This is a genomic window from Streptomyces sp. VTCC 41912 (genome assembly GCF_045799175.1).
In the GTDB taxonomy this organism is placed as follows: Bacteria; Actinomycetota; Actinomycetes; order Streptomycetales; family Streptomycetaceae; genus Streptomyces; species Streptomyces albulus_C.
This window is the reverse complement of the sequence record NZ_JBJMAB010000075.1, coordinates 1-13,018: the sequence shown is the minus strand read 5'-3', so window position 1 is coordinate 13,018 and position 13,018 is coordinate 1. Positions and strand designations below refer to the sequence as shown.

General features: G+C 76.0%; 2 protein-coding genes. Both read right to left on the bottom strand.

The window, feature by feature from the left end; genetic code table 11:
* A partial coding sequence (locus ACJ6WD_RS40870) for a type I polyketide synthase (RefSeq protein WP_407617774.1) occupies window positions 1–5,816 on the bottom strand: 5,816 nt, incomplete at its 3' end.
* Between the two features lie 19 nt (window positions 5,817–5,835).
* Window positions 5,836–13,018: type I polyketide synthase (locus ACJ6WD_RS40865; protein ID WP_407617773.1), on the bottom strand; the 7,183-nt coding region annotated here is incomplete at its 5' end.

Sequence of the window (13,018 nt, the reverse complement as noted above, 5' to 3'; positions counted from 1 at the left end):
TGCGCAGCCCAGTGCAACGCCACCAACGACGACGAACACGCCGTGTCCACCGTCACCGCCGGACCTTCGAGCCCCAGGCTGTACGAAACGCGGCCGGAGGCGACGCTCGGGGCGCTGCCGTTGCCGCGGAACGCCTCGTACTCGTCTCCGGTGAGGGTGGTGCCGTAGTCGTTGTACATGACGCCGGCGAAGACGCCGGTGCGGCTGTCGCGCAGGGTGGCGGGGTCCATGCCGGCGCGTTCGACGGCCTCCCAGGAGAGTTCGAGCAGCAGGCGCTGCTGGGAGTCGGTGGCCATCGCCTCGCGCGGGCTCATGCCGAAGAAGTCCGGGTCGAACGAGCCGGCGTCGTGCAGGAAGCCGCCGGCGCGGACGTGGGTGCGGCCCGGGCGGTCGGGGTCGGGGTCGTAGAGGTTGTCGAGGTCCCAACCACGGTTGACCGGGAACGGGCCGGTGGCGTCGGCGCCTTCGCTGACCAGGCGCCAGAGGTCCTCGGGTGAGGTGACGCCGCCGGGGTAGCGGCAGGACATGCCGACGATGACGATCGGGTCGTCGCTGTTGGCGGTCGGCGACGGGAGTGCGCGGGTCGGCGTCAACTCGACGTCCGTGCCGAGGAGTTCGTCGCGCAGGTGGTCGGCGAGGGCGTGCGGTGTCGGGTAGTCGAACACCATGGTGGCGGGCAGCCGCAGTCCGGTGGCGGAGTTCAGGGCGTTGCGGAGTTCGACGGCGGTGAGCGAGTCGAACCCGAGGTCCTGGAACGGGCGGCCGGCGGCCACCTCGTTGGCGTCGGCATGGCCGAGGACCTGGGCGATCTGCGTGCGGACGAGGTCCAGGAGGGTTTCCCGGCGGGCGGCGGCGTCGAGTCCGGCGAGGCGCCGGGCGAGTCCGTCGGCGGTCTGGGATGCCTGGGCGGCGGCGCGCCGGACGAGGGTGCGGATCAGGCCGCGCAGCAGGGGGGCGATCTCGCCCTGGGTGCGCAGGACGGGGAGGTCGAGGCGGACCGGGGCGAGGGCCGCGGGACCGGCGGCGAGCGCCGCGTCGAAGAGGGCGGTGCCCTGTTCCGGGGTCAGCGGGGGCATACCGGAGCGGGCGATGCGTTCGACGTCGAGGTCGGAGAGGCTCTTGGTCATGCCGGCGCTCCGGCTCCACGGCCCCCAGGCGAGGGCGGTGGCGGGCAGGCCGGCGGCGGCGCGGTGGGCGGCGACGGCGTCCAGGAAGGCGTTGCCGGCCGCGTAGTTGGCCTGGCCGGGGCTGCCGAGAGTGGCGGCGACGGAGGAGAAGAGGACGAAGGCGGCCAGGTCGAGGTGGCGGGTCGCCTCGTGCAGGTGCCAGGCCGCATCGACCTTCGGTCGCAGGACGGCGGCCAGGCGCTCGGTGGTGAGCGAGCCGAGGACGCCGTCGTCGACGATGCCGGCGGTGTGGACGACGGCGGTGAGCGGGTGGGCGTCGGGGACGGTGGCGAGCAGGTCGGTGAGGGCGGCCGGGTCGGTGACGTCGCAGGCGGCGATGCGGACGGTGGCGCCGTGCCCGGTGAGTTCGGTGATCAGGTCGTCGGCGCCGTCGGCGGCGGGGCCGCGGCGGCTGGCGAGCAGCAGGTGGCGGACGCCGCGGGCGGTGACCAGGTGGCGGGCGAGGACCGCGCCCAGGCCGCCGGTGCCGCCGGTGAGCAGGACGGTGCCGTCCGGGTGCCAGTCGGTGGGCTCGGTGGGGAGGGGGACGCGGGCCAGGCGGGCGGTGCGCAGGTCGGTGCCGTGGAGGGCGAGGTCGGGTTCGTCGCGGGTGGCGGCCAGGGCGGTCGCCAGGGCCTCGGGGTCGGGGCGGTCGGAGCCGGGGGGCAGGTCGAGGAGGGCGAACCGGCCGGGGTTCTCGGTGCGGGCGGTGCGGAGCAGGCCGCAGGCGGCCGCGGCGGCGGGATCGGTGCCGTCGGTGGCGCCGCGGGTGACGAGGACCAGGCGGGCGTGGGCGAAGCGGTCGTCGGCCAGCCACTGTTGGGCGAGGTCGAGGACGGCCGCGGTGGTGGCGTGTGTGGCGGCCGGGACGGGGGCGTCGGGGTCCGTGGTCAGGGCGGTGACGACCAGGTCGGGGACGGGTGCGTCGGCCGTGGCGAGGGTGGACAGGTCGGGGTGGGTGGTGGTGTGGAGGCCGGCGGCGCGGAGGGGGCCGGCGAGGGTGTCCGGGTCGGCGCCGAGGACGGCGACGGTGGTCGGGGTGGTGGTGGGTCGGGCGGTGAGCGGGGTCCACTCGACGTGGAAGAGGGAGTCGCGGTGGACGGTGGCGGTGTCGCCGGGGGTTTGGGTGGGGACCTCGCGGGAGACCAGGGAGTCCACGGACAGCACGGTGGCGCCGGTGGTGTCGTAGACGGCGATGGTGACGGTGTCGTCGCCGGCCGGGGCGATCCTGGTGCGGACGGTGCGGGCGCCGGCGGCGGCGAGCGAGACGCCCTGCCAGGCGAACGGCAGGCCGCCGCGGCTGAGGGCGCCGAGGTCGACGTAGGCGGCGGCGTGCTGGGCGGCGTCCAGCAGCGCCGGGTGGAGTCCGAAGTCGGTGGGGTCGGTGCCGGCGTCGTCGGGCAGGGCGACCTCGGCGTACACCTCGGTGCCGCGGCGCCAGGCGGCTCGCAGGCCCTGGAAGGCGGGGCCGTAGGCGAAGCCGAGGTCGGCGAGGCGTGCGTAGGCGCCGGTGACGTCGACGGGTTCGGCATCGGCGGGCGGCCAGGCGGTGGCGTCGAAGGCCGGGTCGGGGGCGCCGGCGCCGGTGGTCAGGACGCCGGTGGCGTGCTGGGACCAGGGCAGGTCGAAGCCGTCCGCGGTCCGGGAGAAGATGCCGAGGGTGCGGCGGCCGGCGGGGTCGGGGGCGCCGACCCGGACCTGGAGTTGGACGCCGCCGTGCTCGGGGAGCACCAGGGGTGCGGCGAGGGTCAGTTCCTCGACGCGGTCGCAGCCGGCCTCGTCGCCGGCGCGGACGGCGAGTTCGACGAAGGCGGTGCCGGGGAGCAGGGCGCGGCCCTGGACGGCGTGGTCGGCGAGCCAGGGGTGGGTCCGCAGGGCGAGCCGACTGGTGAACACGTACCCGGCACCGTCGGCGAGTTCGGCGGTGGCGCCGAGCAGGGGGTGGTCCGCGGCACCGAGCCCGGCGGCGGTGAGGTCCTGGGCGGTGCGGGCCGGCGTCGGCCAGAACCGCTGGTGCTGGAAGGGGTAGGTGGGCAGGTCGGTGCGGTGGGCGCCGGTGCCGTCGAAGAGGCCGGCCCAGCGGACGGTGACGCCGCGGACGTGGGCGCGGGCCAGGCCGGTGACGGCGGCGAGTTCCTCGGGGCGGTCCTTGCGGAGCAGTGGGACGGCGCTGGCGCCGTCGGGCAGGGATTCCTGCGCCATGGCGGAGAGCACGCCGTCCGGGCCGAGTTCGACGAGGGTGGTGACGCCGCGGGTGGTGAGGGCGTGGACGCCGTCGGCGAAGCGGACCGCCTCGCGGACGTGCCGGACCCAGTAGTCGGCGGTGCGCAGGTCGGTGCCGGTGGCGATGGTGCCGGTGAGGTTGGAGACGACCGGGATGCGTGGCTCGTGGTAGGTGAGCTGCTCGGCGACGGCGCGGAAGTCCGCCAGCATCGGGTCCATGAGCGGCGAGTGGAAGGCGTGGCTGACCCGTAGGCGGGTGGTCTTGCGGCCCTGGGCGGCGAAGTGCGCGGCGAGCGTGGTGACGGCGTCCTCGGTGCCGGCGATGACGACGGCGGTGGGGCCGTTGACGGCGGCGATCGAGACGTCGTCGGTGAGGCGCGGGGTGACCTCGTCCTCGGTGGCGCGGAGCGCGAGCATGGCGCCGCCGCGCGGGAGCGCCTGCATGAGGCGGGCGCGGGCGGCGACGAGGGTGCAGGCGTCCGGCAGGGAGAGGACCCCGGCGACGTGCGCGGCGGCGAGTTCGCCGATGGAGTGGCCGCCGACGAAGTCGGGGGTGACGCCGAGGGAGGCGACCAGGCGGTAGAGGGCGACCTCGACGGCGAACAGGGCGGGTTGGGCCCAGCCGGTGTCGTCGAGGAGGCCGGCGTCGGTGCCCCAGACGACGTCGTGCAGCGGGCGGTCGAGGTGCGCGTCGAGGAGCGCGGCGGTCTCGTCGAAGGCGGCGGCGAACGCCGGGAAGCGGGTGTGGAGTTCGCGTCCCATGCCCAGGCGCTGGGAGCCCTGGCCGGAGAAGAGGAGCGCGGCCGGCCCCTCGTCGGCGGTGCCGTGGGCGAGGGCGGTGCCGTCGGGGAGCAGGACGGTGCGGTGTTCGAAGGTGGTGCGTCCGTCGGCGAGGGCGTAGCCGATGTCGAGGGCGTCGGCGTCGGGGGTGGCGGCGAGGTGGGCGGTGAGGCGGGCGCGTTGGGCGTCCAGGGCGGCGGCGGTGCGGGCGGAGAGCGGCCAGGGGATGACGGCGGGGCGGACGGTGGGGTCGGTGGTGGGCCGTTCGGGGGCGGTGGGGGCCTGTTCGAGGATGACGTGGGCGTTGGTGCCGCTGATGCCGAAGGAGGAGACGCCGGCGCGGCGGGGCCGGCCGGTGTCGGGCCAGGTCACGGCCTCGTCGAGGAGGTTGACGGCGCCGGCGGTCCAGTCGACGTCGGTGGTGGGTTCGGTGGCGTGCAGGCTGCGCGGCAGCGTCCCGCGCTGCAACGCCATGATCATTTTGATCACGCCGGCGGCACCGGACGCGGCCTGGGTGTGACCGATGTTGGACTTGACCGAGCCCAGCCACAGCGGTCGCGTGCGGTCCTGCCCGTAGGTGGCGAGGAGCGCTTGGGCCTCGATGGGGTCGCCCAGGGTGGTGCCGGTGCCGTGCGCCTCGACGGCGTCGACGTCGGCGGCGGTGAGGTGGGCGCTGTCGAGCGCGGCGCGGATCACGCGCTGTTGGGACGGGCCGTTGGGCGCGGTCAGGCCGTTGGAGGCGCCGTCCTGGTTGATGGCGGAACCGCGCAGCACGGCGAGGACCGGGCGGCCGTCGCGCTGGGCGTCGGAGAGCCGCATCAGGACCAGCATGCCGGCGCCCTCGCCCCAGCCGGTGCCGTCGGCGGCGTCGGAGAACGGCTTGCAGCGGCCGTCGGCGGCGAGGCCGCTCTGGGCGGTGAAGGAGACGAACGGGCCGGGGGTGGCCATGACGGACGCGCCGCCGGCCAGGGCCATGGCGCACTCGCCGCCGCGCAGGGCCTGGACGGCCCAGTGCAGGGCGACGAGCGAGGAGGAGCAGCCGGTGTCGACGGTGACCGCCGGGCCCTCGGCGCCGAGGGTGTAGGAGAGTCGGCCGGAGATGACGCTGGCGGCGTGGCCGGTGGTCGCGTAGACCTCGGCGTCCTCGGCGGACGCCTTGATGACCTCGCCGTAGTCCTGGCCGGTGGTGCCGACGAAGACGCCGGTGGGGCTGCCGCGGAGGGTCGACGGGTCGATGCCGGCCCGTTCCAGGGCTTCCCAGGTGATCTCCAGCAGAATGCGCTGCTGGGGGTCCATGGCGACCGCTTCGCGCGGGGAGATGCCGAAGAAGCCCGGGTCGAAGCCGGCGATGTCGTCGACGAAGCCGCCGACCTGGGTGAGGCTGCTGCCCTCGCCGCCGCCGGCCAGCTTCTCCAGGTCCCAGCCGCGGTCCTGCGGGAACGGCCCGATCACGTCGCGGCCCTCGGCGACCAGGTGCCACAGGGCCTCGGGCGAGGTGACGCCGCCGGGGAAGCGGCAGCCGATGCCGACGACCGCGACGGGTTCCACCGCCGCCGCCACCAGTTGTTCGTTCTGCCGGCGCAGCCGCTCGATCTCCTTGAGGGAGGACCGGAGTGCCTCGACGTACTTGTCGGGGTTCGTGCTCATGGTGGGCTCCAGCTCTCTTTCAGTTCGCCGAGTTCTCGGTGGCCAGCCGCAGCAGGGCTTCGGCGTCCATGTCGTCGAGGGATTCCGCGGGGTCGGCGGCCTCGGGGGCGGGGTCGTCGGTCGCTTCGGAGTCGGCGAGTTTCAGCACCATGTCGAGGAGGCCCGCCTTGCGCAGCCGTCCGAGGGGGACGGTGGCGAGCGCCTCGCGGATGCGGGCGTCGGGGTCGTCGGGGCGGCCGGTGCCGGGGGCCTCGGGTGCCGTGCCGAAGAGCAGCGTGCCGAGGTGGCCGGCGAGGGCCGTGGGGGTGGGGTGGTCGAAGACGAGCGCGGCCGGCAGGGGCAGGCCGAGGGCGGTGCGCAGCCGGTTGCGCAGTTCGACGGCGGTGACGGAGTCGAAGCCGACGTCGCGGAAGGCCCGGCCGGCGGGGACGGCGTCGGGATTGGCGTGGCCGAGGGTCGCGGACGCCTCGGCGCGGACCGCCTCGACGAGGGCCCGGCCGCGCTCGGCGGCGGACAGCTCCTCCAGGTGGCGGCGGAGCGGCGGGGCCGTGGGGGCGTCGCCGGCCACCGCGTCGCCGTCGTCGTGCAGCGCGCGGACGGCTTCGGGCACCGTGCTGAACAGGGCGCTGGGCCGGCCGGCGGTGAAGCTCGGGGCGAACGCCTCCCAGTCCATGAGGGTCACGGCGAGGGTGGTGTCGCCGTCCTCCAGCATCTGTTGGAGCGCGCCGATCGCGAGGTCGGGCGCCATGGCGCGGACGCCCTGGCGGTGCAGCCGCTCGTACACTTCGGGGACGGTGGCCATGCCGACCTCGCCCCAGGTGCCCCAGGCGACGGACGCACCGGGCAGGCCGAGGCCGCGGCGGTGGGCGGCGAGCGCGTCGAGGTAGGCGTTGGCGGCGGCGTAGCCGGGTTGGCCGCCGCTGCCCCAGACGGCGGCGCCGGACGAGAACAGCACGAACGCGTCGAGGTCGCGGCCGGCGGTGAGGTCGTGCAGGTGGTGGGCGGCGGTGAGTTTGGCGCGGAGCAGTGCGTCGAGTTGGTCGAGGGTCAGGTCGGCGACGGGGGCGTCCCCGTCGGCCACGCCCGCGGAGTGGAAGACGGAGCTGAGCGGCTGGTCGGCGGGGAGGTCGGCGAGCAGGGCGGTCAGGGCGGCGCGGTCGGCTACGTCGCAGGCGGCGAGGGTGACGCGGGCGCCCAGCGCCTCCAGTTCGGCGCGGAGTTCCGCGGCGCCGGGTGCGTCCGGGCCGCGGCGGCTGGTCAGGACGAGGTGTGCGGCGCCGCGCTCGGCCATCCAGCGGGCGATCCGGCCGCCGATGCCGCCGGTGCCGCCGGTGATGAGGCAGGTGCCGCGACCGTGCCAGCGGTTCTCGCGGCGGGGGGTGGCCGGGGTGGCGTGCACCAGGCGGCGGGCGCGCACGCCGGTGGCGCGGACCGCGAGTTGGTCCTCGCCGGCGGGCTCGGCGAGCAGGCCGGCGAGGCGGTGCGCGGCGCGGCCGTCGAGGGTGGCGGGCAGGTCGATGAGGCCGCCCCAGCGGTCGGGGTGCTCCAGGGCGACGACCCGGCCGAGGCCCCACAAGGAGCCCTGCACGGGGCTGTCGAGCGGGTCGTCGGGGCCGGTGGTGACGGCGCCGCGGGTCAGGCACCACAGGGGCGCGGTCAGGCCGGCGTCGCCGAGCGCCTGGACCAGGACGAGGGTCTGCCCGAGCCCCAACGGCACCGACGCCAGGTCCGGATGGTGTTCCTCGACGGCCGCCAGCAGCGACACGACGCCGGTGAACTCCGCGCCGTCCTCGACCAGTTGGGCGATTTGGGCGGCCCAGGCTGCGCGGTCGGTGCCCTTGGCCTCGAAGCGGACGGCGTCGGCGCCCAGGGCGTCGAGCACGGCGGCGACCCAGGGGGTGTCGGCGTGGTCCGGGGGGACGGCGATCAGCAGCCGGCCGGTGGGGCGGGTGGCGGCGGGTTCCGCGATCCGGGTCCACTGGACGTGGTAGCGGAGCTCGTCGATGCGGGTGCGGGCCTGGGCCTTGGCGCGCCAGGCCGACAGGGCGGGCAGGACGGCGCCGAGCGCGGGGTGCTCGGCGTCGGCGGGGACGCCGAGTTCGTCGGCGAGCGCGGTCAGGTCCTGGTTCTCGACGAGCTGCCAGAAGGCGGTGTCGGCCGCGTCGCCGCCGGTCGGCGCGGTGGCGGCTCGGGGGGCGGGCCAGAAGTCCCGGCGTTGGAAGGGGTAGGTGGGCAGGTCCACCGGGGGGTGGTCGGGGTGCGTGAAGATCGTGGTCCAGTCGACCGGGGCGCCGTGCGCGTGGGCCTCGGCGAGCGAGGTCACGAAGCGGCGCGGGCCGCCCTCGTCGCGGCGGAGCGAGCCGAGGACCACCGCGGAACCGCCGGTGCCGGCCGCGACGGCCTCTTGGGTCTCCTGGATCGGGGCGGCCAGCACCGGGTGCGGGCTGACCTCGACGAAGAGGCGGTGGCCGGCGGCGAGGAGGGCGCGGGTGGCCTCCTCCATGCGGACGGTCTGTCGCAGGTTGGTGTACCAGTAGGCGCCGTCGAAGGCGGCGTCGTCCACCCGGGCGCCGGTGACCGTCGAGTAGAACGGCACTTCGGGGGCGCGCGGGCGGACCGGTGCGAGGACGCGGGCGAGTTCGTCGCGGACCGCCTCGACGTGCGGCCCGTGCGAGGCGTAGTCCACGGACACCCGGCGGGCCCGTACGCCCTGTTCCTGGCAGGCGGTGTGCAGCGCGTCGAGGGCGTCGGCGTCGCCGGAGACGACCACGGACGAGGGTCCGTTGACGGCGGCGACGGACAGTGCCTCCCGCCACGGGGCGAGGAGTTCGACGACCCGGTCGACGGGGGCGGACACCGACATCATGCCGCCGCGGCCGGAGAGTTGCGGCAGGGCCTGGCTGCGCAGCGCCACCACCCGGGCGGCGTCCGCGAGGCTGAGGGCCCCGGCCACGCAGGCCGCGGCGATCTCGCCCTGGGAGTGGCCGACCACCGCGCCGGGGGTGACGCCGTGGGCGCGCCAGAGCGCGGACAGCGCGACCATCACGGCGAACAGCGCGGGCTGGACCACGTCCACGCGTTCCAGCAGGTCCGGGTCGCCCTCGCCGGCCAGGACGTCGTGCAGTGACCAGTCGACGTACGGGGCGAGGGCGTCCGCGCAGTCGTCGACGGCGGTGCGGAACACCACGGACGTGGCGAGGAGTTCGCGGCCCATGCCCCACCACTGGGACCCCTGGCCGGGGAAGACGAAGACCGGCCCGGCGGGGTCGGGGCCGGCGACGCCGGTGACCAGGCCGGCCGTGGTGGCGCCGGTGGCCAGGGCGGTCAGGCCGCGCAGGAAGTCGGTGGGCTGCTCGCCGACGACGACGGCGCGGTGGTCGAAGGCGGCCCGGGTGGTGGCCAGGGCGTGTCCGACGGCGGCGGGTGGGAGGTCCGGGGACCGCTCGACGGTGCCGAGCAGCCGGGCGGCCTGGTCGCGCAGGGCCGCGGCGGACTTGGCGGCGAGCGGCCACGGGACGACCGCGGCGGTGTCCGCGGGCCGGTCGGCGTCCGCGGGCGGGGCGGGGGTGGCGGGCGGTTCGGTCGGCGGGGCCTGTTCCAGGATGAGGTGGGCGTTGGTGCCGCTGATGCCGAACGAGGAGACGCCGGCCCGGCGGGGGCGTCCGGTCTCGGGCCACGGGATGGTCCCGCGCAGCGGTTGCACCGCGCCGGCGCTCCAGTCGACGTGGCGGGAGGGCGTGTCGAGGTGCAGGGTGCCGGGCAGCTCGCCGGCCTCCATGGCGAGGACCATCTTGATCACGCCGGCGACCCCGGCGGCGGCCTGGGTGTGGCCGATGTTGGACTTCACCGAGCCGAGCAGCAGCGGCCGTTCGGCGTCGCGGTCCTGGCCGTAGGTGGCCAGCAGCGCCTGGGCCTCGATGGGGTCGCCCAGCTTCGTGCCGGTGCCGTGCGCCTCGACCGCGTCGACGTCGGCGCCGGTCAGGCCGGAGTTGGCGAGGGCCTGGCGGATGACGCGCTGTTGGGACGGGCCGTTGGGGGCGGTCAGGCCGTTGGAGGCGCCGTCCTGGTTGACGGCGGAACCGCGGATGACGGCGAGCACTCGGTGCCCGTTGGCGCGGGCGACGGAGAGCCGCTCCAGGAGGACGACGCCGACGCCTTCGGCGAGGGTCATGCCGTCGGCGGCGTCGGAGAACGGCTTGCAGCGGCCGTCGGGGGCGAGGGCGCGCTGCCGGCTGAAGCCGACGAAGGCGTGCGGGGTGGCCATCACGGCCGCGCCGCCGGCCAGGGCGAGGGAGCTCTCCCCGGTCCGCAGCGACTGGCAGGCCAGGTGCAGGGCGACCAGGGAGGACGAGCAGGCGGTGTCGACGGTGACCGCCGGGCCTTCCAGGCCGAGCAGGTAGGAGACCCGGCCGGACAGCACGCTGGCCGCGGTTCCGGTCACCATGTGGGCCTCGGACTCCCCGGTGCCGTTCTGCACGGTGGTGGCGTAGTCCTGGTAGCTGGCGCCGAAGAAGGTGCCGGCGGGGGTGCCGCGCAGCGACTCGGGGTCGATGCCGGCGCGCTCGACGGCTTCCCAGGCGGTTTCCAGCAGGAGCCGCTGTTGGGGGTCCATGGCGAGCGCCTCGCGCGGCGAGATGCCGAAGAAGCCGGGGTCGAAGGCGGCGGCGTCGTGCAGGAAGCCGCCCTGCACGGAGTAGGTGCGGCCGGCCCGGTCGGGGTCGGGGTCGTAGAGGCCGTGGGCGTCCCAGCCGCGGTCCGCGGGGAACTCCGAGATGACGTCGGCGCCGTCGAGGGCGAGCCGCAGCAGTTCCTCGGGGGTGCCGGCGCCGCCGGGGTAGCGGCAGCCCATGCCGATGACGGCGATCGGGTCGTCGTCGACCGGGGTGCCGGCGGCAGTGCCGGGCCGCGGTGCGGCGGTGCCGGGCACGCCGAGCGCCGCGCCCTTCAGGAAGGCGGCCAGCGCCGCGCAGTTGGGGTGGTCGAAGACCATCGTGGACGGCAGCCGCAGTCCGGTGCCGGTCGCGAGCCGGTTGCGCAGGTCGACGGCGGTGACCGAGTCGAATCCGAGGTCGCGGAAGGCGCGCCGTTCGGGGAGGGACTCCGCGGAGGAGTGCCCGAGGACGGCGGCGGCCTCGGTGCGGACCAGGGTGCGGAGCAGCCGGTCCTGCTCGGCGTCGGTGAGGCCCGCCAGACGGGCCGTCAGACCGTCGGCGGTGGGCGCCGTGCGCTCCGCGGCGGCCGCCCGGTCGAGGCGGCGGCGCACCTCGGGGATCTGGTCGAAGAGGTGCGCGGGGCGGCCGGTGGTGAAGACGTCGTGGTAGGTGTCCCAGTCGATGTCCATGAGGCCGATGACCGTCTCGTCGTCGTCCAGGACCTGCTGGAGCGCGGTCAGCGCCACCTCCGGGTCGAGGTATTCCAGGCCGCTGCGGCGGATCCGGTGCGGGTCGGCGAGTGCGCGCGTGCGGTCGTCGGGCCACTTGCCCCAGTGGACGGAGGTGGCGCGCTGCCCGCGGGCGCGGCGTCGTTCGGCGAGTGCGGACAGGTAGGCGTTGCCGGCGACGTAGGCGGCGTGGACGCCGCTGCCCCACATGCCGGCGGTGGAGGAGTACAGGACGAAGTCGTCGAGCTCTTCGTCGTCGAGGAGTTCGTCGAGGATCTGCGCGCCGGTGACCTTGGCGTGCACGACGTCGGCGAACTCCGCCACGGTGGTGTCGGCGAGCGCGGACAGTTCGATGGTGGCGGCGGCGTGCAGGACGGTGCGCACGGTGCGACCGTCGGCCTTGAGGTCGGCGAGCAGCGCGGCGACCGCGTCCCGGTCGGTGATGTCGCAGGCGACGGGGGTCACTTCGGTGTGCGACTCCGCCAGTTCGGCGACGAGTTCGGGGGCGCCGGGGGCGTGGGCGCCGCGCCGGCTGACCAGGACCACGTGTTCCGCACCGCGTGCGGCGAGCCATCGGGTGAGCTGCGGGGCGAGGGTGCCGGAGCCGCCGGTGATCAGGGTCGTGCCGCGCGGCGTCCAGGTCCGGGCGGGTCGGCCGCCGGGACGTCCGGCGCGGACGATCCGGCGGGCCCAGGTGCCCGTGGGTCGGACGGCGAGCTGGTCCTCGGCGCCCAGGGCGCCGGACAGTGCGGCGGCGAGTCGGCGCGCGGTCCGGTCGTCGAGGGCGGCGGGCAGGTCGATGGTGCCGCCCCAGCGCTGCGGGTGCTCCAGCGCCGCGGTCCAGCCGACGCCGGCGATCTGGCGCTGCCGGGGCCGGGTGACGGGGTCGGACGGGCCGGTGGCGAAGGCGCCGCGGGTCAGGAACCACAGCGGTGCGGGGACGCCGGCGTCGCCGAGGGCCTGTACCAGGGCGACGGACAGCGCCAGCCCACGGGTGAGACCGGGGTGCCGGGCGCTGTCGTCCTCGGCGTCGGCGAGGACGGAGACGACGCCGGTGCAGCCGCCGGCCTCCGCCACCACGCCGGCCAGCCGCTCCCCGAGGACGGCCCGGTCCGTGCAGTCCTCGTCCAGGACCAGGCGGCGCACCTGCGCGCCGTGCGCCTCCAACGCCCCGACGACGTCGGCGTCGTCGATGCCCTCGGCGGTCACCACCAGCCAGGCACCGCTGAGGGTGGCACGCGGCACTTGGGCGGTCGGCGTCCAACTGACGTGGTAGCGCCAGGAGTCGATGGTGGAGCGTTGGGAGCGGGCCCGGCGCCAGGAGGTGAGGCCGGGCAGGATGGCGGCGACGGACGCTTCGTCGGTGCCGAGCGCGGCGGTCAGTGCGGAGACGTCGGCCTGTTCGACGGCGGCCCAGAATTCGGCGTCCATCGGGGCGTCGCTGGTGGGACGGTCGATCGCGGTCGGGGTCTGCCAGTACCGCTCGCGTTGGAAGGCGTAGGTGGGCAGGTCGACTCGGGACGCCCCGGTCCCCTCGAACACACCCGTCCAGTCGACGTGCACGCCGCGCACGAACAGCGCGGCGGCCGACAGCAGGAAGCGGTCCGCGCCGCCCTGGTCCCGGCGCAGCGTACCGGTCGCGACGGCCGGCACCGCCGCCTCCTCGATCAGGTCCTGGACGGACATCGTCAGCACCGGGTGCGAGCTGACCTCGACGAACGCCCGGTGCTCCGCCGCCAGCAGCCCCTGCACCGCGTCGGCGAACCGGACCCGTCCGCGCAGGTTGCTGAACCAGTAGCCGGCGTCCAGCTCCGTGGTGTCC